This window comes from Rhodovulum marinum, from assembly GCF_004343075.1.
Lineage (GTDB): Bacteria > Pseudomonadota > Alphaproteobacteria > Rhodobacterales > Rhodobacteraceae > Rhodovulum > Rhodovulum marinum.
The window spans coordinates 1-20,982 of the sequence record NZ_SLXP01000012.1; the positions used below are offsets into that span (position 1 = coordinate 1).

Consider the following 20,982-nt stretch of genomic DNA (forward strand, 5'->3'; position numbering starts at 1 on the left):
GTTCCGGTCGCCTGGGCTCACTCCCGTCTGAGTTAGTTGGCAAACAGCAAAAAAACGACCCTGAAACGTTCTTATCACGTGTCGCGGTGATAGCTGAAGGCGTCACGGAAGTGGGCTTTCTTAATCACATCCTAGAATTGGCCCTGGGGTGTGCTCCGTTGGATCATGGAATTCGTGTCTGCAACGGACAAGGCAACGATCACACAGGAAAACTGCTCAAAGCTCTTGATAAGGCTGGGCTCACGTTTGCTGGCCTGGCCGACAATGAAGGCGTCAAGGTCGGGAACTGGGCGGCGTTAAAAGGAAAGATGGGAGACCTTCTCCTCCAGTGGGAAGAAGGCTGCACTGAAGAAGCGGTCATCTCTGCTATTCCTGACGATCAAATTCCCGCGCTTATCGGCCTCGAAGGTGAAAATATGACCGGCAATCGCCTTCAGCACTTGAAAGTTCGCGCCGGAGCCAAAGAACGGACTCTGGACAGCATCAACGCGGCCTTGGTCGGCTCCGGAAAAAATCTAAAACGGCTTGTTATTGAAGCGGCGAGCGGTAGCTCGGACGGCGCACCGGAAGGTGAGGGAAAAGCTTGGAAGAGCCATTCGTCCAGTTGGTTCAAGTCTGAGTCCGGTGGCGCTGAACTTGCTCAAAAGGCGATTTCGCTTGGTGGATGGCATGATCTCTCAGCGCGTTTGCTCCCTCTGATCGCAGCCATACTGGCCTCTGTTGGTCTCACCGTTGCCGAAAATTTCCCGGATGTCTGATCATTCCGTATTCAATTTGCTCCGGAGCGATGAACCACTCGTCGTGATTGAAGCGCCTGCGGGGTGTGGCAAGACCTATCAGGGCGCTGAATATGCCCATGATATTGCACCGACGCTCGGCAATGCTCGGATGCTAATTTTGACGCATACCAATGCGGCATGCGACGTATTCGAAGAGCGTACCCGGGGCATCTCTCGCAATGCCGTTGAGATCAGAACCATAGACGCGATGATTTGCGAGATCGCCGCCGTATATCACAAGGTGCTAGACCTTCCGCCGGACCCGACCGTTTGGGCCTATACGCACAACGGTTTCTCAGATGTCGCGGCCCGTGTCGCGGTATTTATCAAAAAAAATCAAGCGGTTCCGGCAGCACTGGCACGCCGCTATCCGATCATTGTTTGCGACGAGCACCAGGACGCCTCGCCGGATCATCACCAAATTATCATGGCTATACATGGGCAAGGCGCGAAACTGCGCATCTTCGGTGATCGAATGCAGAGCATTTATGAGAGCAAAGCCAAGGCGGCCGAACAGCACCGAGCACGTTGGGAAGCTCTGGTGGCTAGCGCGGCACATGATGAGCTGGATCACCCGCATCGCTGGACCAAAGACGCGGAAGGTTGTTCGGAACTGGGTGAATGGGTGCTGAGTGCTCGCGAGACCCTTTTGGCCAACGAGCCGCTCGATTTGACTTCGGCTCTCCCAGCTTCCGTCAAAGTGATTGTTGCTGAGAATACTTCCCCCGCCCGCGGCGGATACCGTGTTGGCTGGCCACAACGAAAACCCTTGGATGACCACCTGAATGGTCACGAAGAGCTTTTTGTTCTTGCCAGCAGTAATGAGCTGGTGCGCAGTTTGCGATCATTCTGGAACCGGAAGGTTCCGATCTGGGAAGGCCATACGCGCGACGCACTGTCAATCTTATTAACAGACATTCAGTCCGTCGATGGCAACGCAGTCAGGGCTGCGGAAGCGCTTACGAGGTTCATGTCTTCTATTGCAAAGGGCTTCACTTCTTCAACGCACGGCAACATTTTGAAAGATGAAATTGAATGCAATTGCGGTAAAGCCCGAAAAGGTAAACCCGGAAACATACAAGGTCTAGCCAGGATGCTGCTGGCCGAGCCCAACCACTTAGGCATTTCGACAGCGATCGCCGCGATTGATCAATTCATCAAAAGCTCCGCCGCAGGTTTTTCTGACGTAAAGGTCGATCTCAAGCGCGAGTTCCGGGAAGCGCAAAGGCTTGCACAGTATGAAGACGCCTCCCAAGGCTACGCCGAAATTGCCATGCGCCGCAGTGTAATTCGGCCCAAACCACTACCGAAGACGCTTTCCACCGTTCACAAATCCAAGGGCCTCGAATGCAGCAATACCATGATCATGCATTGTGACCGCGCCAGCTTTGGAAACACGATTTACGGAAGATGTAAGTTTTACGTGGGCATAAGCCGCGCAAAGTCATCTTTGGTAATTGTAATTCCAAAAGCGAACCCCAGTCTTATTTTTAAGATTCCTTAGATGCTAAGCATCGGCGGACTGCGGAGCGATGTCCGTGTTGATAAAACTGCGCAGCAGAGAACACCAATTTGAACGAAGCCTGCGGTTCATCTCATCACGAACCAAATCAGTAGACTAACACTGACGTCGTAGCTTAGGCTGGTTAAACCGGCAAATTCACGAGGATAGATTGATAGGTGGCAAATTTCTCGGAAAGAGAGGTTGCACAACGCTGGTTGGAGCGCTTCGTAGAAACGGATCGTGAGATCGCCGCTAGCCTCATCGACGAACTGCTTCTCGTCAGCGGTGGCGAGCTAACGAACGGCATCACCCAACTGTTTGACAAAGTCCATGCTCAATATGGAGGTAAGAGGCCGCTCGCCTTTTACGCAGAACGCGAAGTGGAATGGGATAAGAACCAAGTCTTGCCCATCTTCGCTAACGCCCGGGACGGTCGCGCGGTCGGCAAAGGCCCGCCACCGATTCCCTTTGATCCAAATCGCCCCGAGGTCGGAAGTGAAGGTCTGATCGCGAATATGATTACAAGCTACTGTCGCCAGCATGGCCAACAGATGCTCAACCATCCGGGTCCAGACTTGCTGCGCAAGCGCAAAGCAGGCCCGATTGTTGTCGTTGCGGATTTCATAGGATCAGGGCAGCGGGTCTGGGAGATGCTCGAGGCATTTCGCGCTGTCGCCTCGGTTCGAAGTTGGCGCTCCTACCACCTGATCGATTTCTACGTCGTCGCGTATTCGGGCACCGAGGAGGGTTTGTGCCTCGTACAATCAAGCCGCTTGCGACCGAAGGTCCTGACTGTGACCGGATGTCCTACGATCAACACCGCGTTCCGCAAACCGACGCGCGACGCAGTGAGGCAACTGTGCCGAACATATCCACCCAATCACAATAGGCCCCTCGGTTATGGCGAGGCGGGAGCGCTTATTGCGTTCGAACATGGTGTTCCTAACAATGCTCCGCCCATTCTACATAGCGGATGGGGCAACTGGGAGCCTCTCTTCCAGCGGCGCAGCACCATCGCGGCCAAAGGAGAATTTCCTAGCACAAACCGTGCGGAAGTCGCCGCGCGGGCTGAGCAGTTGCTTCGTATCCGGGGTGCCGAAACTTACTTGTCAGACTCGCGTGGTCGCCGATGGATCAAAACGATGCTAGTGCTTGCGGCGATTGAAGCGGGTGCTCGCTCGCTCGCGCAGATATCGGCGCACAGCCGACTCAAGCTCGAGACGGTCCAAGAGATCGTCGACTTCACTGAAATCGCGCGTTGGACGACGCGAAAGCTCACGCTGTCTGCGCTCGGACGGTCCGAGCTTCGGCGGCTTAAAAGACGCAGGGCGCGCAGCCCCATACTTCCAAAGCCGAGCAAACCCTTCTACTATCCCACACAGTTGAGGGCTCGATGACGTGGTCTAGAAATGCGCTGCTTCGGCAGCGACGGGTCCCTTGGGGGCCTGGAACGTCGGATTTCCGACGTTCGCAAAGAGGAGCGGAGTATTCACGCTGCGCGATACTGCACGTCACGCCTGGCGGTGTCTTGGCCGCGACGCGCAGTACCACCCACCCGGGTGGGTCAAAGTAGATGCCGGCGCCGAACCCTCAACGCTACCGCTCCCAAGGCCGTCTGGAAGGTGTCGACGATACCGTACTCGACCATGCGGTGGAAACCTTCGAGCGGATTCGTGCGGTCGATCCCAGAATCACGCCGGTCCTGACGCTTAGGCACCTCAGCCATCTGACCGATATTCCGTTCCTGCATCTTCGAGATTTGGTGGGGCGGCGTGCTCATAGGCCATACAAGTTCTTCTATCTCAAGAAGCGTATCCCGGGCAGAAATCGTGTTCGCATGATCAGCGTGCCGAATGGGACTTTGATGAGCCTTCAGAGATGGATCGTTGACAACATCCTCCAGTTCACGCGGCCACATGCCGCCAGTTTCGCGTTCCATCCCGATTGTCGGCCTTATGAAGCGGCGGCGGAGCATTGCGGATGCGCTTGGCTGCTCAAGATCGATCTCGAAGAATTCTTTCATACAGTCTCAGAAGGACGCGTCGCCGCCGTCTTCGAGAACTTGGGGTTTCCGCGCCTCCTTTCCTTCGAATTTGCAAGACTGACTACGGTCGCGTGTGAGCGCCCCGGATCGCGACCTGATCCAGGGGAACGTTGGCCTGCAATTCCATACTATCAGTGCGAGCATGAAGGGATGCTCCCACAAGGCGCGCCGACGAGTCCGATGCTCGCCAATCTCGCTATGTTGAAGGTGGACGAGATTTTGAGCGCGCTCGCTGAGGAATACGGGATGACCTTCACAAGGTATGCCGATGACTTGGCGTTTTCGTGTGGCGAAGAATACGACTTTGCGCACGTCCAGCGCTTCAAGCGCTTGGTTTTGGAGAAGCTCAATAAGTCAGGATTTCGCCCTAACCACCGAAAGACCGTCATTCGTGGACCAGGGACAAGGCGGATTGTTCTGGGCATGTTAGTTGATTCCGAGCGGCCGCGATTGCCGCGCGAATACAAGGATAACATCCGCATGCATTTACATTACCTGACATCGGAATCACACGGGCCGTCTGTGCACGCAGCTTCAAGGCAAACTTCCGTGTCCGGTATCTTTCACCATGTCCGCGGTTTGATCGCTTGGGCGGAGACCGTTGAGCCGGACTATGGTGCGCGCGCACTTGAGAACTTTGAGTCGGTTGACTGGCCGCCATTGGAGCCGAACCGACTCCTAGGTCATCGAGGCTGAAAGCCAGGGGAGCACGTCACTACAAATCCACCAAAGTGTTTGAGTTAACTAGGGTCTGAGGCAAGCGCAATAACAGCGAAAGTCGTCGTTTGCTGCGAATTATGAATTCGTTCGCTTGTTCGCTTCGCGGTTGCCGCGAATGTCCGGATCGACGGGCCGCGCCGCGGCATCTGGATGTCAAGGCGGATGTCGGCATTGGGCCGTCACCGGCGTCCAAGTCGACCCAGTCTTGCCAGCTGCGCCAGCATTTTTGACCCCGAGTCTGCGGATCCTGTGCCTCCTGCGGAACCCGTCTGCCCCATCCCTTGCCGAACAGGCATCTGCTGCACACCGAAGAACTGCCGCGCTCTGAGGGCTGCATATTCCGCACCGCTTGCCCCACCGATCAGGTAGCGATTGTAGGCCTGCTGGCTGCCAATTGCGGCGCGGGCAAAGCTGTAGCCGCCGCCGAGACCACCGGAGAGGGCGGGCATCATGATGTTTCCGGAGATCGCGCGGACGATGAAGGGCGTGGCAATGATGAAGCCCTTGGCCATGAGGACCATCATGAAGAAGGGGATGAGCGCGCCTATGTTTGAAGCCCCTTCCGGGTCGCCAAGCTCACCGATCAGAGCGGAAGAGACGCCAGTGATCGTTGCGAACACGCCGGCGACGACGATGGGGTAGAGTGCGAAGGAAACCAGTGCCGAAAGCCATCGCGCGAAGTAATCTTTGGTCACTTCGAAGAGGGTCAGGAAGATCATCACCGGGGCAATCCCAATCAGGAGTGCGATCATCAGGCGGGATGCCACGAGAATGAAGGCGGCGAGCCCACCGAGGATCGAAAGTAACAGCACCCCGACAATGTCGAGCATGGCACCTGCCATCCAGTTCAGCTCTGATCCGGCTGCATTGAGGTAGTCGCCGAGTTCCGCGATCAGCCGGTCAAACTCTTCGGCAAAGGTCCCAGAGGGACCTGGGGTGCCGCCACCGACTGAGGCGACAAGCGCGCCCGCAATGCTGTCGATGCCGGCCAGGATGGCGGTGGAGAGGGCGTTGAACTGCACCCAGTTGGTCGCGAATATCCCGATGAGGCCGATCTTGACTGCCAGCCAGAAGGCCGTGCGGCCGTCCATCGCCTTGTATTGGTAGATCATGTTCAGGAAGACGAGAATCACCACGAGCGTTGTTCCCAGGACGAGAAGCGTGCCGACCGTTGCCGCGACCGACCCGAACTGGGTTTCTGCTGCGGTGTCGAGATAGCCCTGGGAGGTTTCAACGAAATAAGTGACGACGCTCATAACGGGACTACCCTACCAATTGCCTGCAGCTTCGCAGATGGCTTTGGCGGCAGGGCGGACGGCGCTGGCGCGGCGGTTGTAGGCGTCCGAGGCCTGCAGCATTTCCCAGCGTTCGTCACTGGCGTGGCGCTCACGAAACGCCCCCTCGGCATCGTCCCAGGACGGGAACCGGATCTCGCAAGCGCAGCTGCCAGTCTCTACGATGCGTTCAAGATTTTGGGCTCGGTAGATGTCTTGAACCAGCACGCGCTGATAGGCTTGGCGCAGGGGGATCTCCTGCATCCACACGGGTTCAGCGGGCCGTTCTGGACAGACGTCGAAACTGCGCTCGAGGGTCGGCACGAGATTGCGCTCAGCGAAGCCGGGTGCCGACGTCAGGCCCAGGACCAGCGCAGCCAGTACGAGGGTACAGCCCGCCTGCCTCATGCCGTGGCTCTGGCGGGTGTGGTCTCGCGCTTCAGGAAGACAGTGTGTCCCACATTGGCGAATTCCGAGGAGCTGATCGACACGACCTCCCAGCCTTCGGCCCCCTTCACATTTAGGCTGGCCTGCATGTCGGCAAGACTGGTTTTGCGGGTCATGGGAAAGGACAGGATATCGTATTCAAAGGTTTTCATTGGGAAGCTCCGATCTCATTGTTGCCTGGGAGGTAGAATTCGGTGATCCCGCGTTTGCCATCATGGCGACCGGCCTGGATGATTACGTCGATGGAGTTCTCGATGTACTGGATCATGTCGGCATAGGTCATGGGGATCTCGGTCTTGAGCGCGGCGATGGCCAGACGCTGCACGGCAAGTTGCGGGGTTTCTGCGTGAAGCGTGGTCATTGAGCCGCCATGGCCAGTGTTGATCGCCTCGAGGAAGGTCATGGCCTCCTTGCCTCGCACCTCGCCCAGGATGATCCGGTCGGGGCGCATGCGCAACGTTGCGGTGAGCAGCACATCGGCGGTCTGGAACTCCGCATCGCGATTGGCGATGAGGGTCACGGCATTGGGCTGGGTCGGCAGAAGCTCGGCGGCTTCCTCGATGGTGACGATGCGTTCCTCGGATGGCACGTGCGAGAGGATCTTGCGCGCAGCCACGGTCTTGCCGGTGGAGGTGCCGCCAGAGACGATCATGTTAAGCTTGTTGTCGACGCAAAAGGCCAGCGCATCGTCGATCACGCCCGCGGCCACAACGTCGCGCAGTTCCCGCGTCTTCTCGAGACGCAGTTCTTCGAGCTTGCGTTCTTTGCCATAGAGAAAGTCGATTGCGATCCCGTCGAGTGGCAGGCTTGAAAAGAACCGAAGGCTGATCGACATGGCGGTTAGCACTGCAGGTGGAGTGATGACCTGCGCCCGGATCGGTCGCCCCTTGTAGGTGATCGAGACCGAAACGATCGGGCGATCCTTGCTCATTGTCGTGTTGGCGGAAGAGGCGATCTGGTTGCCGAGGTCTTTGACTTCTGTTGCGGTCAGCCTCTGGTCCAGCTTTCGCATGAAGTGATCGCCCTGGAATTCTCCCCAGCAGCTTCCGTCAGGATTGATGCAAATCTCAATGACATCGTCGCGTGCTGCGGCTTCGATCCGATCAAGCGAGGTCTGGAGATAGCTCAGCGACATGGGCTCAGAATATCTCCAGATCGCGGTCGACCATCACCGTGACGCGCGCGCCCTGGTCGACATAGATGACGGGGCCAATGGAGAGGTAATCGCCGATGACGCTGTCTGTCGCATCTGCCAGATCATCGCCCACGTCTTCGAGCACGTCCGCGGCGGTCTCATCCTGGACGTTTGCAGCAGCAGCGCTTGGCGCGGCGGAGATCAGCGATATCAACGCCGCTGAGCCGAAACGCTCATCGAAGCGCGTGTCGACAAAGCCGGTCACGCCGGAGCGGCCCAATTCGTCACCCCCGAAAGAGCTGATCTGGATCGTCTGGTTGTCGGGCAGGATGATCCGGTCCCAGGCGATGGTGACCCGGCGCTGCGCGATATCGACGCCAGAGCGATAGCGCCCGATGAGACGGGACCCGCGCGGGATCAGGAGACGAGAGCCGTCGACGCTGTAGACATCTTCGGAAACGACGGCACGGGTCTGGCCGGGTAGGGAACTGTCGAGGGCGGTTTCCATGACGGCCTGGATCATTGTACCCTGAATGATGGTGTTGGACGGATTGGCGATGACCTCGGCTTGCGTCACCGACGTGGGCAACGCGCCGTTCAGCACGAAATCCGTCACTTCGCCAAAAGTCCGTTCGGTTGGCGTGGTTTCATTTGCGCCTGAGGTGCCACCAAAGGCGATGGTGGGCGAGGTGATGCGGCGTTCCTGAAACGCGCGCTCCTCGGCCGCGCGGCGTTCAAGTTCCGCAAGCCGCCGTGCTTCTTCCTCGCGGCGCAGCCGCTCTTCTTCCCGCGCGCGCAGTTCATCTTCCGTGGGGCCCGCTGGGGCGGGTTGGGGTCGGCTGGCCTCGAGTTGGGCCAGTTCCAGATCCATGCGGAGTTGCTCAAGGCTGCGATCCCGCGCCGTCAGCTCGTCCTGGAATCGTTGCTGTGCGGCTTCCGAGGCGGCTTGCAGCGCCGCGATCTGAGCGGTCAGCGCATCGATGGCTTCGGCGGCAGCCGTGTCTTCCTCGACCACCGGTTCGGGGGCGTTGCGCAATTCCTCGATCTGGGCCTGAAGGGCGGCGAGTTGCGCCAAAAGCTCGGCGTTCGGTTCCACCGGTTCCGGCGCGACCAGAACTACCTCGGGTTCGGGTGGTGAGAGGGTTTCGATGGCGCCGAAGCCGTCGCCTTCGTTTTGGAACACGTCGGGCGTGGCCGTGGGCAGGGCTTCTTCTTCCTTGGGCTGGGAGAGGAGATAGAGCAATGCCCCTCCCGCACCGATCACGAGGACGACGACCAATGCGAGCAGCGGCGAGCGCCGTGGGGCAGGGAGTGAGCTCGCGCCTTTGCCTTGCTCGAGGGCGGCGAGGCGCTTTTCAAGGTCCGCGTTTCCGGTGTCGCTCATGATCCCACCCCCGCAGGCGGTGTGGCCTCTATACAGACCACCTCGTCCCCGATCCGCAGGACCCATTGCCTGTTCACCCCGGAGACCCGGATCACGCCGTCCTCGGTCGCTTGGGTGTTGACCGTCCGTTCTCGGCCATTCGCGTAGCGGAAGATCGCGGGCACCGGCGCATTCCGTGGGAATTCGAAGTACGTAAACGTCCCATCATCCCAGACGCGAGTCGGGGTGAACTCGGTGCGCGCGCTGGCACCGTAATTGTAGTTCGGCGCTTGCGCTGCGATGGCACGCGTGGCCCGTACATTGTCTTCGGGATAGCGGAACTGGACCACGTAGAAGGTGAGGCTGCGGGTCTCCTGGACGTTGAAGTAATAGCTGCGGCGGTTGGTATAGACGGTCACGTTGGTATGGACACCGCGCGCGACGGGCTTGATCGCGAAGGCCTGCCCACCCGGCACGCCGTCGATCTCGAAGCCCTCTGTGTCGCCGGCGATGATCGAGCGGATGCTTTCGCCCTCGCCGAACTCGATGGTGGTGACATGGGTGAGCGAGACGTTGAGACGATAGACCTGACCTTCCTGGTAGGTGGCCAGCCGCACGCGGTTGTCATTGGGACCGCCGCGCGGGATGGCTTCCGCGAAGGCGAGGCCGGGCAACAGAGCAATGACAAAAACAAGCGATCTCATAAGCAACAACGTCAGTTCTCCAATCTGTCGGAGCGGATGGAATATTCGAGGACCGTGAAGCCGAAGGGGTTGGTCCAGACCTCATCGATGGAGCGGCGGGTCTCGGGGCGAAACTCGAAGAGAAGCGTGGCGGTGAAAAGCCCGGTTTGGACGCCGTTGATAGATGTCAGGCGCTTGCGCAGGCGGACGGTGGCGCGGTTGGTTCCGATCCGGTTGATGCTGAGGATCTCCACGTCGAGCCGGGCATTGGGGCCATAAACCGTTGGCGGGTAGTTCTCGTTGGCGCTGTTCCAGATTTGGCGCAACCCGCCCTCTGCAGCCCCGTCCGATCGGCGCAAAACGCTGCGGATGCGCAGATCGTTGTCGAGCTGGTTATAGACCTCTCGGTCGGTCACATAGCGGAAGACTTCCGCCTCGATGACCGCCTGGTTGGCTGTGATAGATGTCGCGCCCACCGAAGCCTCGGGAAGCGCGAAGCCCGTCTCGGGATCATAGGGCACGACCACGGGGGGTGGATCGACATCGAGAATTGCGACAGCCGCCGCACTCAGGCATCCGAGAATGCCGAAGATAAGGCCGATGAGCCCAAGGCGCTGCCAGAGCCGTTCGCGGCGCAGGGCGCCATAGACTAGCTCTTCTTCGATGATTTCCTGTTCAGTAGCCACCTCTCATTCCCTCACGATCAGTCAGCCCGCAGGTCCGGCAGGGTGAAATCCATGAAGCGCTGCTCCTCGGCGATGGTCGCAGCATCGATCACTCCGCCGGTGCCGTCACCCACCGTCTGCACCGCTTCGAGCTGCCACATGGCGACCAGCGCAATGGCGAGCTCCGCGGTCACGCGCGTGTTGAGATCGATGCTTTCCTTGAGTTCGTCCATGTCGTCGATGAGCCCGACGAGGCGGTCTACCCGCTCGAGCGATTGGCCGGCATCTTCATAGCTGTTCTGGGCTGCGGCCGAGACGAGCGCGCCGGTGGTGGCCTGCGTCGCCACGCGGTTGGCCCCGGGATTGCCGCTGGTGGCCATTTCCGAAAGCGTGTCATCGTCAAATCCGAGATCGGCCAACACCCGGTCCATTTGGGTTTCGATCTCGCCCGCGCCGGAGCCGGAAAGGCCAGAGAAGTCTCCGGTCTTGATGGCTTCAATTGTGGCGAGGATGTCGCCGAATTCCTGATCGAGCAGGCCGTTCAGCTCGTCCTCCATCTCGGTGCGGATGATTTCTGGAAGCTCTGCGAGACGGGTGAGCGCTTCATAGGTCCGTTGCAGCTCCGCGAGTTGGTCCGTGAGTGTCGCAAGCTGTTCGCGGAGCTGCGTCAGCTGCTCGTTTTGCAGGATCTCGTCCTCGATCATCTGCCGGAGCTGCTGGATGTTTTGCGCGATGTTCTGGGTGTCGACGACGGGCACGCCTTGTGCAAGGGCAGGGGACAGGGTGCCGAGATGCAGGCCAATTCCAAGCGTCGCGGCCAAGGCCGTCCTCACAAGTAGATCTCTCATCAGTCAATCTCCCTGATCGTGAAGTCCATGAACGCGCCCTCGGCCATGCGGGCGCTGGCCTGTGCCAATTCTTCGGCGGAAAGGACGCGGGTCCGCGCCGCCTGAAGCCGAATGCGGGCCGCGACGAGGCGCACGAGTTCGGCGCGGGCATAGGTGTTGAGCGCGATGCTTTCCTGCACGTCTTCGGTCTCGGAAATCCGCTCGACGATGTCCGCGATGCGCAGGGCGGCCTGCCGGATCGCGGCGGGCGAGTTGCTGCCATAGAACGCCGCGCCATGCCCGGTCATCGAGAGGTTAGCATTGGCCAGCAGAGCGGGGTCGATCGTCCCAAGCGCTTCGATCCCGCCGATGCGGCTTAGGTAGAGATTGTAGCGTTCGGGGATGACCTGGACGTAGTGCTGGGTCTCGGTAAAGGGCGGGACACCGCCATATTCAAAGACCCGGCCGGGGCCTGCATTATAGGCCGCGAGTGCGTTGATGATGTTGCCATCGAAGGTGTTGAGCTGAGCAGCCAAATACCGCGCGCCGCCATGCACCTGCAGATAGGGGCTGTCATAATATTCCGGGTTTATGCCGAGATCGCTGGCGGTGCCCGGCATAATCTGGGTGAGGCCAAAGGCCCCGACCGGCGAGCGGGCACCGATGGTGAAACGGCTTTCCTGCCAGATGAGCGCTTGCAGCAGAGCCCGCCATTGAACCGGCGAGAGACCCGCGCGGCCCACGCCCGCATACCCGCTGGTCTCCTGGGCGACGCGGATGATGAGCTGCTCGATATTTTCTGCCGCATCCCCGAACATCTGCGCACCGCCGGGATTGGGATCAATCTCACCCGTGCCATAGACCGCCTCGACGGAACGAGCGGGATCGCCGCTGCCGCTTTCGAGCCCGGAGACCATGGCTGGCAAGCCCTGACCTCCGAAGCTGGTTTGGGCATCGAGGATGCGCTGCAGGGTGGCCAATTGCTCGCGTTCAATCTCGGCGATGAGTTCACGCGCGGCAAGTTTGTCGGCTTGGACCGCGAGGTCGGCCTCGCGATCGCCGGTCTCAATGATATCGCGCGCCGTCAACCCGCTGTCATTGGTCGGCACGCCTTGAGACAAGGCGAGACCGGGCAGCAAGCAAAGCGCGAGGATATGGGTCAGCCTAGACTTCAATGTCACCCTCCGGGCCGCCGAGGGGTGTGAAGCTGCAATCAGATGCTGTGGGTGCCGTCGAAGCCAAGAACGTGAAGCAATTGGCCTGCGGTTCCTGGTACTGCGCGCAGGACGCCAAGGCGCCGAGCGCGGCGAGAAGCAACAAAATCCGTGTCATGAAATCCTCCAGAAATCAGCGTGATCGCGGTAATCGGCGCCGACCAGCGCCTCACCTTTCTCCATGCCGCCGAGAATGGTGAGATTGGGTCCGAGGGCGCTCAGATCGGCATCGACGACGATCGAGCCCTGGTCATCTCGGATGAGCGCAAGGCGGCTGTCGCTGCCGGTGTTGAGCAGCACGTCGAGTTCCTTCTCGTAGAGGTTCAGCATCGCGTAGTCGGCCGCATGGGCGCGGATGTTCGGAAGCAGGATTTGTGTCGGCACAGCTTCGACGATGGTCTTGCCGGTCCGGGTGCGCTCGAGCTGGCTGGCGTATTGCGTCATCATTACCGCGACAGTGTTCTGCTTGCGCGCGGTCACCAGCCAGTTCGACAGCCGCTCGGCGAAATACGCGTTATCGAGCGCCTTCCAGGCCTCGTCGATCACGATGATGGTGGGGCGCCGATCCTCGATCTCGCGCTCAACCCGGCGGAAGAGATAGGAGAGGACGGCCATGCGTTCCTTCTCGGCCTCGCTGTCGAGAATGCCGGTCAGATCGAAGCCCACCACATTGCCCTTCAGCGAGAAAGTGTCTTCCAGCGTCTGTCCGAAAATCCAGCCGTAGCGGCCCTCTTCGGTCCACTCGAGCAGCCGCTGGTGCAGATCGCCGCCATCGTCGGTCGAAACGAACAGCGATGCGAAGTCGCGCCAGTTCCGCAAGGCTGGGTTCGTGGCCTGCGCATTCTGGCGCACGACCTCCTGAATGCGATTTGTTTGCGCGGGCGTCAGCGGCTTGTCGGCACGATAGAGCAGGGTGGCGAGCCAGTCCGAGAGCCAGGCGGTGCCGCGCGCATCGGTCTCGGTCCAGAGCGGGTTGAGGCCCGTGGGTTGGCCGGCTTTGAGCGATGCGTAGCGCCCGCCGTTGGCGCGGACCGCCATCTCCATACCAAAACGGTAGTCGAAGACGAAGATCCGCGCCCCTGCTCGACGGGCTTGCGTCATGAGGAAGGCCGAGAGGACCGACTTGCCTGACCCGGGTCGTCCCATGATCAGCGTATGCCCGCTGGTCGGTTCTTTGTCGGGCGAGCCTTGCTCGTGATAGGAAAACCGGTATGCGCTCTGCTCGGGCGTGGGCAGATAGGTGATAACCTTGCCCCAGGGTGTTTTCTCAGCAGGCTTGCCAAGCTGAGTCCGGTGAAATGCTGCGAAATCCGCGAAGTTTCGATTGGTGATCGCACTGGCACGCACGCGCTTGGGCTGGTTGCCGGGATGCTGACTGAGGTAATGCGCCTTGGCCGCGACCCGCTCGCCGATAATCTTCACGCCTTCGGCGGCCGCGGCGTTCACGATCTCGGCGCTCAAGCTCTGCAACTCGTCCAGCGTATCGCAGAAAATCGTCACGACCATGTGGTGCTCGCCGAAGCTCTGCCGCTTGGCCTCCAGATCATCGGCAGCGATATCGAGGGCTTCCATGAGCGAGAGGGCCGCGTCCTGGCTGGCCTGCATCTGGCGCTTCTGGCGCTTGATCCGGCCCGCCATGAGGTTCGAATTGATCGGCGTGAAGGAATGCGTGACGATCATGTCGACCGGCAGGTTCAGCATGTCGAACATGGTGCAGGAGGTGCCTTCCGAGTATTCCCCGATGGTGAAACTCTTGCCGTAGCGGTGTCCCACGACGCCTTCGGAGAGTTCGAAGTGATCGCCTTGAAACGTCACTCGCGTGTTGGCGACGTTGAAGGACAGGAAGCCATAGGTGTTCGCCGGATAGAGCGGCAGTTCCTGGCCAGTGTTGAGGGCCCCTAGGAAGCCAATCAACTCGCCGGACTTGGCCGAAAGCACACGTGGGTTAAGCTCCGTCAGGCCAGACAGGAACACGTTCACGGCCTCGCCCAATCGGCGAAGGCGCTTCTCGGTCGCTTCCTTGAGGCGATCCGGCGCGCTGCGGTTCAGGAATGGCAGGACGCTTTTTGGAGGCGGGCGATGGATGATCGTAAGGGTGAGCGTCTTGTCGCGCAGCCCGCTGGTCTCTAGCTTCTTGCGCCAGAGCCGGTCGACTTCTCCCGCGAAACTGTCCTCGCGCAGCGGCTCGAGGTCCGGCGTGATCGCCTTCGAGACCTTATGGACGTAATAGCTGAACTCCGGCCCCAATTGCGCAATGATCCGGGCAAAGAGCGCGGTCACCTTGTCGAGATAGGCGTCATCGGTCGTATAGCTATTTACCCCGTCGAGCCGGATGCACTGGAAAAGCTCGTTGACCCGGGTCCGCACGGTCTGGTGATCGACGAGGCTCACATAGGGCAGCATGTGCGCGAGGCGGGTCTCGCGCGCATACCACTCCGGCGTCATCGTGCGGAGATCAAGCGCGGCTTCACGGGGCATAGCTGTCCCCGCCGTGGATGGAGCGGTTCCGCGTGGGCGGCGTCTCTTGCAGCGCCGTCATCATCACGTCGATGAAACGCGGATCCCAGTCCGCGGCCTTCCAGAGAACCGGGTAGAGCAGGGCGGCTACGCCCAGCACCGCAATGTGCTGGACCCAGACGAACAAGAGCACCGAGCCGAAAAGCCAGACCATCGCGTACATGATGGGCAGGCCCAGAAGCTTCGGAGGGCGCACGAGGCCCAGAAAGAGAGGCGCGCGCTCAGCCACCGGCGAAAACCGCGGCGACGATGGTGGGAGCGGCCGCAACACCAGCGATCCCGACGAGGACCCAGAGCGCCTGACGCAGATCGATGATATTGAAGAACCAGCTCAAGAAAACGCCAAGGACCGCGAGTGTGGCGATCACGACGCCGAGCGGGCCGGTTAGAGCATCGACAATGCCCTGCAACAAGCTTTGGATCGGGGATAGATCGATGCTTTGGGCGAGGGCGGGCTCGGCAATGAGCAGGAATAGCGCCAGTGAGGCGACAAAGAGGTTTGAAATCTGTCTCATGAATTTGATCCTTCCAATCGGGCCACGACGGCCATGACGCGGGCCACGTGGTTCTGGGTTTCTCGGTAGGGGGGAATGCCGCCGTACTGGCGGATCGCATCGGGTCCGGCGTTGTAGGCTGCGAGGGCAAGGCGTGGATCGCCAAACGTGTCCAACATCATCGCGAGGTAGCGGGCGGCCCCGTCGAGGTTCTGCAGCGGGTCACGCGGGTCAACGCCGAGATCACGGGCAGTGGCGGGCATCAGCTGGCCAAGGCCTATAGCGCCCGCGCTCGAGATCGCATCCTGTCGATAGGCGCTCTCAACCTCGATATTGGCCCGATAGAGAGCCAGCCAATCGGTCACGGAAAGCCCCGCGCGACGCAGGCCCGGATGGCCGGCATAGCGCAAGGCCGTGGTCTGAATCCCAGAGAGAACATCGGCGCGGGGCAGGGGAGTCAGGCGGGCAAGGGCCGCAACTTGGACGCCCTCTTGCTCGTCCTCTACCTCGCCGAAGATTGCGATCCCATCGGAGGCCGAACCCTGACCAATCCCGTCATTGTAGTTTCGAGCAAAGCTGCTTTGGGAGCGGGACGGGGTCAGGGAGCCGTCGCTCTCCATGACCAGGACCATTTGCGCTGAAGCTGGCGCTGTGACCAGCCAGAGACAGACGAGGCTAGCTGCCAGTGCCCTTTTCTGATGGGGCTTTGTCTGGCGGGGCGAGTTTGTGCGTACGGCTTGTCCCCGCCTCAAGCGGCAGGTCGACATGCGCAAAACCAAGGCCAATGAAGAAAGACACCACGCCAGAGATCGTCTTGAACTCGCGGATCTTGATGTCGTTATAGGTCGTCCGAGTACGGGCCGTGACCAGCAGCTTCTCCACGCCTTCGTTGGAGACCACACGCATGATCCAGACCCCGTAATAGCTGGGGCCTTTCTTGTGTGCCGATTCTTGGCACAGGATTTCTGCGCTATAGCCGCTTTCCACGAGTTCGCGGAAACGTGCTTCCGTAACCACATTTGGTGCTTCGATGTCCCAGTTCATGGCCCGGCTCACGCTTTCTCCAATGGCGCGACCCTAGGCATTCCCACTTGAAGCCCAGAGTTACGATAGTATATTATCAACCGCAAGATGTAATATCATGCTTTGGCTGTAGTTTGGTCACGCAAACACTAGTCTCGGCCAGTGTCCGCGATCAAGGAGATAACAGGTTTGAGAAACCCGAGGTTGATATGCCTGCTCCCATTGCAAGCTCTGGCCCTTCTGATCTGCGTTCCCGGGCCGGTTTTGGCGGAATCCTGCTTCGCCCCGCCCCGCCCCTTCCTGCCAAGTGATTCGCAGGCCGCACGGGACTATGCGGCTATCATCCGCGGCGATTTCGAAAATTACATCCAGGATATCCAGAGCTACTTCCGTTGCCTTGACAGCGAACGCGCCCGCGCTTTCGAGGAAGCGCGGGAAGTCAGCGAGGACTATGGCCGATTTCTGCAATTGGTAGGGGATTGATGGGCAGCCTCGGGAGCATCAGACTAGCAGCCCGTGAAAACCAGACGCCGATAACACCCTCAAATATCTACTTTTTAGATAACAGATTTCATCCGCTAGCGACGTCACAAAAGGTATGTGACGCGTGGCAAAAACAATCAGAAGCAAAGGGCAGGTGGCACTCTGCCAGGCGTTGGTCGACGCGCGCAAAAGAGCAGGCTTGGGCCAGGACGACTTGGCGAACAGGCTCAAGTGCCATCAATCTCTCGTGGCGCGCATTGAGAGCGGCGAACGCCGGATCGACGTCGTCGAACTGGTCGTTCTGGCGCGCGCCATCGGCTTTGACCCGTTCGATGTCTTGGCGATCGTCGAAGCCGCCACGGAGCCCGACCACAGGATTTAAGCGATTTCATCAATCGAGAACACGGGAGGTGACTTCTCCCGGTGTGAATTCGTTACCGCGAGGACGAACAGTAACCGATTTTAACGAGGCCCGGCATACGGTTGCAGCAAACGATTTGTATCTGAGCTGCTATCCGCAATGCCAAATTGCAGGAAGTCAGTAAACAGTGAATGAAAATGAGGTCGAAGGCGTCGCGATCGCCAATTTGATTGCAGCCGATGAAGAAACCATTGTCGGCTGGGTATATCGCTGGAACACAGGTGCTCTGGCAATCCGGTGGGACATGCATGGCCCACAGCGCGTCTCAAGGATTTACCCGGATCTTAGCGATGCCGATAAAGCTGAAATCGACTTCGCGTCTCTCACGCAGCTGAATTGTCGCTAGGACTGATATGGAAGAATATGGCCTTTATGGCCCTCGATTGTGTGGTTTTTCCTGCATTCCAGATTTGATTTCGTACAAGGCTCTGCGCGACGTCGCTGCGCATCAACAGTCAGTAATTGACCTGCTCGAAGCCGTAATTCCCGCTATAGTCACGCCACTCAACGAAGACGGATCTGTGATAAATGCTCGGGCAGTGCTGGCCCCATCGCTCGAGACCGGCATGCGCCGCGGGAAGCGCTGCGGGTGACGACGCCCTCCAAGAAAAATCGCCCTGGATCCCGTAGGTGCCGAGGACAACGACGGCGCTGCGGTTGCAGTCGCCATCTCGCCCGGATTCATGCTGGCGGGCATAACGAACGTCAAAGACGCGGATGGAGCGCACGAAATTGAACTCCGGCCCGCTGATATCGATGTCGGCGCGGTCTTCCACGAGCTGGAGAGCGTAATCGGCCCTTACGAGGTTGTCCCAAGCCGCGTTGGAGCCTTTAGGCACAAGCATCCCGCCTGCCCTGGCTGCCTGATCGAAGAGCGGGGTTGAAGAGTTTGGAGGGGCTCCTGAATCACCATATAGGGCATCGAAGATCCGGTCCGCGGGCCGCGATCTAGCAGGTCCATCGTAAGACGCACCCATCGGGCAGCGCCAAATCTGAAGCGGCGGCTCCACCGGCCATGGAGTTATGCGCCGGATGAACTCGGCCCGTGCGCGGGCGCAGGGCACGGAAGCTGGCCAACCACCGGACAAACACAGCAGGATGGCACAATCGATCTGATAGGTTTGGGCGCGTGCTTGTGTCGGAACTGTTGGGCCGGTCAAGGCGAGAGCTAAAAAGGCCACCAGAGGGAGGTTTTTGAATTCGAAACGCATGGCAATGACCCTTGACGATCTTCACCCAGCATACATACGAAAATATACTATTGCAACCTTGGTGACGCAGAGTGTGGTTGCGGAGATCAGCAAGATCGCGAGCTGACCGCGTCGCCCGTCGTCATCCACCACGTTGCGCGCGCCGCCAGTCCCACGGCATGTCAAAGCGTCCGGACCATATATTGCGCCGTGCGGATCTGGCTTCGGTCTCATCGCGAATGTAGTCGCGGCTGTATCGGCGATAAGCCACGGCCCACCCTTCATGCACAAGCCAGGCGTTCAGATCGATACCGTCTTGATGACAGACCGCAATGAAGCGGCCATAGCGGTCGATATCGCGCACGGTGCAGCTGACCTGCCGACGGCCGATCCTGTCGGCGAGGGACAGTGCCGCTTGTTGTCCGCAGCGCCAGCGCTGACCCTCGGCCGTGGCGCAAACTTGTCGGCTTTCAGGGGCATCGATCCCATGCAACCGGATGCGCTGTCCACGAATTTCCAGTGTATCGCCGTCGATCACGCTGGCAACGCCGGTCAAGCGATCGGCATGGGCCTGCGGGGCGGCAACAAACGAGAACAGAAGGAGGGCGAGCAGCAAGCGCAAAGGGCAAACCAATCTTTTTGCGGAGGTGACGAGACATAAACGGATGATCCCGTAGGGAAGACCCAAGCCCTGTGAAGTCGCCCGTAGGCCACCGCATCACGTCACGGATGATTTGCGGGCGGGGCTGTGTAGGGCAAGGTTGCTATTCGCCGGGCTGGACGCCCAGAGCTTCCAAGGTCGCGCGATCGGCTGCGCCGGTGATGGGCAGGCCGCTTTGTTCTTGGAACGCTCGCATCGCATTGCGCGATCCATTGCCCCAAACGCCGTCCGGGGTACCTGCGTCAAACCCGCCCGCGTTCAGGAGAGTCTGGATCGCGCGGTAGTCGTCTGGCGAGAGATCTAGCGTCGACCACCCGCAGGCGCCAGCCACTGCCTCGATCGCTTCCTGAATTCCGGCGAGATCAAATTCTGCATCGTGGCGTTGGCCATTGCCGTCCGTGAGCCGGATGAAAAAGCTCTCGGCATCATAGAGGCCGCGCAGGAACCCCTCTGAGCCAGAGCCGAACAGCCCGGCCCCCTTATTATTGGTCAGCTCGTTCCAGCGTGTCGATTGCGCAGGATTACTGTCTATCCGGTAGGTGATGTCGAACGAATCCCGGCGCATGGCACTGATCAAGAAATCGTCCTGGACGAACACAACCGACGTCTCGCCCTCGCGGCATTGCGCGAGTAGGGCTGTAGGACCCCCAAAGCGGCGCGCGTCATAGGCGGAGTAGTTGATGGCCACCACCGACGGGCTGTCGTCGATTGCTGCACGCTCTTGATTGATCACCCACCAGCCTGCGATCCGGTCTCCTTCATTATGCGCCTGCTCGAAGGGCGTGAGGCTGTAGTCGATGTCCGGGTGGTCCGGGTCGGCCCAAGGTAGTGCGGTCTCAGCGACCTCTTCACCTTGGGTCATGGCAGCGGGTGAAGTTCGGTCGGATATGGGCGGCGCTGAATTCGTCACGGTCGGTGTCACCGGGAAGGCGATGCCGTAACGGGCCTGCAGATAGGCCATTTGCAGTTGAGCGAGCGTGAGCTTTTCCGTTTCCACACGGCTGAGGGCAACCGCCTGGATCAATCCCCCTGCCGAGGCCGCTTCTCGCTCCGCGGTCTCGACACGATCCTGCTGTGCGGCCATTTCTCCTAGAAGCTGCTCGGCGCGCTCTGGATCTGGCTCTACCGCCGGTACGGTGACCTCGATCACTGCGCCAGCGGCTTCCGCCGCCTGTCGTGCCTCCACCACCGTGCGCAACAGAAGCAGCGCTTCCCGGCGGCTCTCGGCCAGCATGCGGATCAATCCCCCGTCATAGCGAGAGATCGTCGCATCGACTTCGGAAATCTGGCTGTCGATTGCTGCAATTTCTGCGTCCAGTGGAGAGCTTTCTTGTGCGACGACGCCTGCTGTCAGGCAGGTGCTGATCAACAAGGATGCGGTGAGCCTACGAAGTTTCGTCATGCAAAAGCTCCTTTTCCCTTCCAGTGAGCGGTGCGGGAGGGTAATGCTGGGGCGAGCCCCCAAGTTTGTGATACGTCTAATAACGTGACGGGCTTGTCACGAATCGACTTCCTGTCAACTCAAGGGTTATATGGTC

24 protein-coding genes are annotated in these 20,982 nt (G+C 59.8%); 7 read left to right on the forward strand and 17 right to left on the reverse strand.

The genetic code is table 11. The features are described from left to right. The 4 genes from EV662_RS19615 to EV662_RS15480 form a co-directional block, all read left to right on the forward strand. The coding region (locus EV662_RS19615; protein ID WP_207903630.1) for a TOPRIM nucleotidyl transferase/hydrolase domain-containing protein at positions 1-758 on the forward strand (758 nt) is incomplete at its 5' end. Next, entirely contained in the window at positions 751-2,283 is a 1,533-nt protein-coding gene (locus EV662_RS15470; protein WP_132464568.1) for a UvrD-helicase domain-containing protein, read from the forward strand. The genes EV662_RS19615 and EV662_RS15470, both read left to right, overlap by 8 nt. A gap of 176 nt (positions 2,284-2,459) precedes the next feature. Next, positions 2,460-3,680 carry a phosphoribosyltransferase-like protein gene (locus EV662_RS15475; RefSeq protein ID WP_132464573.1) on the forward strand — a complete coding sequence of 407 codons (1,221 nt, stop codon included), beginning with the start codon at positions 2,460-2,462 and terminating at the stop codon, positions 3,678-3,680. A gap of 176 nt (positions 3,681-3,856) precedes the next feature. Then, entirely contained in the window at positions 3,857-5,023 is a 1,167-nt protein-coding gene (locus EV662_RS15480; RefSeq protein WP_132464575.1) for a reverse transcriptase family protein, read from the forward strand. A 203-nt stretch (positions 5,024-5,226) separates the two neighbouring features. On the opposite strand, the gene EV662_RS15485 is transcribed toward EV662_RS15480, so the two are convergent. From EV662_RS15485 to EV662_RS15550, 14 genes are all read right to left on the reverse strand, one after another. Continuing rightward, complete coding sequence (locus tag EV662_RS15485; RefSeq protein ID WP_132464577.1) at positions 5,227-6,303, reverse strand: TrbL/VirB6 family protein; 1,077 nt, start codon at positions 6,301-6,303, stop codon at positions 5,227-5,229. A 12-nt stretch (positions 6,304-6,315) separates the two neighbouring features. Beyond that, positions 6,316-6,729 carry a hypothetical protein gene (locus tag EV662_RS15490; RefSeq protein WP_009807517.1) on the reverse strand — a complete coding sequence of 138 codons (414 nt, stop codon included), beginning with the start codon at positions 6,727-6,729 and terminating at the stop codon, positions 6,316-6,318. Next, positions 6,726-6,920: a hypothetical protein gene (locus EV662_RS15495; RefSeq protein WP_009807516.1), complete on the reverse strand. Its 195-nt coding sequence runs from the start codon at positions 6,918-6,920 to the stop codon at positions 6,726-6,728. The genes EV662_RS15490 and EV662_RS15495 overlap by 4 nt, the downstream gene beginning before the upstream one ends. Continuing rightward, complete coding sequence (locus EV662_RS15500; RefSeq protein ID WP_093363081.1) at positions 6,917-7,903, reverse strand: ATPase, T2SS/T4P/T4SS family; 987 nt, start codon at positions 7,901-7,903, stop codon at positions 6,917-6,919. The genes EV662_RS15495 and EV662_RS15500 overlap by 4 nt, the downstream gene beginning before the upstream one ends. A 4-nt stretch (positions 7,904-7,907) precedes the next feature. Then, complete coding sequence (locus EV662_RS15505; RefSeq protein ID WP_093363080.1) at positions 7,908-9,287, reverse strand: TraB/TrbI/VirB10 family type IV secretion system protein; 1,380 nt, start codon at positions 9,285-9,287, stop codon at positions 7,908-7,910. Beyond that, the gene (locus EV662_RS15510) at positions 9,284-9,970 is read right to left on the reverse strand and encodes a TrbG/VirB9 family P-type conjugative transfer protein (RefSeq protein ID WP_207903631.1); all 687 of its coding nucleotides are present in this window, start codon (positions 9,968-9,970) and stop codon (positions 9,284-9,286) included. Before EV662_RS15510 ends, EV662_RS15505 begins: the two co-directional genes overlap by 4 nt. Before the next feature lie 11 nt (positions 9,971-9,981). Next, positions 9,982-10,635 (reverse strand): VirB8 family type IV secretion system protein, encoded by a 654-nt coding sequence (locus EV662_RS15515; protein WP_100931477.1) that lies wholly within the window; start codon positions 10,633-10,635, stop codon positions 9,982-9,984. Positions 10,636-10,652: 17 nt separating this feature from the next. Beyond that, complete coding sequence (locus tag EV662_RS15520; protein WP_132464583.1) at positions 10,653-11,462, reverse strand: type IV secretion system protein; 810 nt, start codon at positions 11,460-11,462, stop codon at positions 10,653-10,655. Continuing rightward, positions 11,462-12,616 (reverse strand): lytic transglycosylase domain-containing protein, encoded by a 1,155-nt coding sequence (locus EV662_RS15525; RefSeq protein ID WP_207903632.1) that lies wholly within the window; start codon positions 12,614-12,616, stop codon positions 11,462-11,464. Before EV662_RS15525 ends, EV662_RS15520 begins: the two co-directional genes overlap by 1 nt. A 153-nt stretch (positions 12,617-12,769) precedes the next feature. After that, positions 12,770-15,133 carry a VirB4 family type IV secretion/conjugal transfer ATPase gene (locus tag EV662_RS15530; protein WP_132464586.1) on the reverse strand — a complete coding sequence of 788 codons (2,364 nt, stop codon included), beginning with the start codon at positions 15,131-15,133 and terminating at the stop codon, positions 12,770-12,772. Next, positions 15,123-15,401, reverse strand: coding sequence for a VirB3 family type IV secretion system protein (locus EV662_RS15535; RefSeq protein ID WP_012187324.1), 279 nt, complete (start codon positions 15,399-15,401; stop codon positions 15,123-15,125). Before EV662_RS15535 ends, EV662_RS15530 begins: the two co-directional genes overlap by 11 nt. Beyond that, on the reverse strand, positions 15,394-15,687 hold the full coding sequence (locus EV662_RS15540) for a TrbC/VirB2 family protein (RefSeq protein WP_012187323.1): 294 nt from the start codon (positions 15,685-15,687) through the stop codon (positions 15,394-15,396). The genes EV662_RS15535 and EV662_RS15540 overlap by 8 nt, the downstream gene beginning before the upstream one ends. Next, positions 15,684-16,298, reverse strand: coding sequence for a lytic transglycosylase domain-containing protein (locus tag EV662_RS15545; protein ID WP_093363100.1), 615 nt, complete (start codon positions 16,296-16,298; stop codon positions 15,684-15,686). The genes EV662_RS15540 and EV662_RS15545 overlap by 4 nt, the downstream gene beginning before the upstream one ends. A gap of 43 nt (positions 16,299-16,341) precedes the next feature. After that, positions 16,342-16,710, reverse strand: coding sequence for a hypothetical protein (locus EV662_RS15550; RefSeq protein WP_093363101.1), 369 nt, complete (start codon positions 16,708-16,710; stop codon positions 16,342-16,344). A 210-nt stretch (positions 16,711-16,920) separates the two neighbouring features. Between EV662_RS15550 and EV662_RS15555 the strand changes: the two genes are divergently transcribed. From EV662_RS15555 to EV662_RS15565, 3 genes are all read left to right on the forward strand, one after another. Continuing rightward, positions 16,921-17,172, forward strand: coding sequence for a hypothetical protein (locus EV662_RS15555; protein WP_317963157.1), 252 nt, complete (start codon positions 16,921-16,923; stop codon positions 17,170-17,172). A gap of 124 nt (positions 17,173-17,296) precedes the next feature. Beyond that, a complete protein-coding gene (locus tag EV662_RS15560; RefSeq protein ID WP_132464589.1) occupies positions 17,297-17,554 on the forward strand; it encodes a helix-turn-helix domain-containing protein in 258 nt (85 codons plus the stop codon). Positions 17,555-17,720: 166 nt separating this feature from the next. Beyond that, positions 17,721-17,939, forward strand: a complete 219-nt coding sequence (locus tag EV662_RS15565) for a hypothetical protein (protein WP_093363035.1) — start codon at positions 17,721-17,723, stop codon at positions 17,937-17,939. 109 nt (positions 17,940-18,048) lie between these two features. On the opposite strand, the gene EV662_RS19750 is transcribed toward EV662_RS15565, so the two are convergent. The 3 genes from EV662_RS19750 to EV662_RS15580 form a co-directional block, all read right to left on the reverse strand. Next, positions 18,049-18,804, reverse strand: coding sequence for a hypothetical protein (locus tag EV662_RS19750; RefSeq protein ID WP_207903633.1), 756 nt, complete (start codon positions 18,802-18,804; stop codon positions 18,049-18,051). A gap of 121 nt (positions 18,805-18,925) precedes the next feature. Continuing rightward, positions 18,926-19,405, reverse strand: a complete 480-nt coding sequence (locus EV662_RS15575; RefSeq protein ID WP_165915620.1) for a thermonuclease family protein — start codon at positions 19,403-19,405, stop codon at positions 18,926-18,928. Positions 19,406-19,547: 142 nt separating this feature from the next. Then, on the reverse strand, positions 19,548-20,846 hold the full coding sequence (locus tag EV662_RS15580; RefSeq protein WP_132464592.1) for a peptidoglycan-binding domain-containing protein: 1,299 nt from the start codon (positions 20,844-20,846) through the stop codon (positions 19,548-19,550). Positions 20,847-20,982 lie beyond the last annotated feature (136 nt).

Coding starts and splice junctions, on each gene's coding strand:
- EV662_RS19750 (WP_207903633.1), bottom strand. CDS start 18,804: ATGCGTTTCGAATTCAAAAACCTCCCTCTGGTGGCCTTTTTAGCTCTC.
- EV662_RS15495 (WP_009807516.1), bottom strand. CDS start 6,920: ATGAAAACCTTTGAATACGATATCCTGTCCTTTCCCATGACCCGCAAA.
- EV662_RS15485 (WP_132464577.1), bottom strand. CDS start 6,303: ATGAGCGTCGTCACTTATTTCGTTGAAACCTCCCAGGGCTATCTCGAC.
- EV662_RS15530 (WP_132464586.1), bottom strand. CDS start 15,133: ATGCCCCGTGAAGCCGCGCTTGATCTCCGCACGATGACGCCGGAGTGG.
- EV662_RS15470 (WP_132464568.1), top strand. CDS start 751: ATGTCTGATCATTCCGTATTCAATTTGCTCCGGAGCGATGAACCACTC.
- EV662_RS15540 (WP_012187323.1), bottom strand. CDS start 15,687: ATGAGACAGATTTCAAACCTCTTTGTCGCCTCACTGGCGCTATTCCTG.
- EV662_RS15520 (WP_132464583.1), bottom strand. CDS start 11,462: ATGAGAGATCTACTTGTGAGGACGGCCTTGGCCGCGACGCTTGGAATT.
- EV662_RS15500 (WP_093363081.1), bottom strand. CDS start 7,903: ATGTCGCTGAGCTATCTCCAGACCTCGCTTGATCGGATCGAAGCCGCA.
- EV662_RS15490 (WP_009807517.1), bottom strand. CDS start 6,729: ATGAGGCAGGCGGGCTGTACCCTCGTACTGGCTGCGCTGGTCCTGGGC.
- EV662_RS15480 (WP_132464575.1), top strand. CDS start 3,857: ATGCCGGCGCCGAACCCTCAACGCTACCGCTCCCAAGGCCGTCTGGAA.
- EV662_RS15505 (WP_093363080.1), bottom strand. CDS start 9,287: ATGAGCGACACCGGAAACGCGGACCTTGAAAAGCGCCTCGCCGCCCTC.
- EV662_RS15545 (WP_093363100.1), bottom strand. CDS start 16,298: ATGGTCCTGGTCATGGAGAGCGACGGCTCCCTGACCCCGTCCCGCTCC.
- EV662_RS15550 (WP_093363101.1), bottom strand. CDS start 16,710: ATGAACTGGGACATCGAAGCACCAAATGTGGTTACGGAAGCACGTTTC.
- EV662_RS15580 (WP_132464592.1), bottom strand. CDS start 20,846: ATGACGAAACTTCGTAGGCTCACCGCATCCTTGTTGATCAGCACCTGC.
- EV662_RS15510 (WP_207903631.1), bottom strand. CDS start 9,970: ATGAGATCGCTTGTTTTTGTCATTGCTCTGTTGCCCGGCCTCGCCTTC.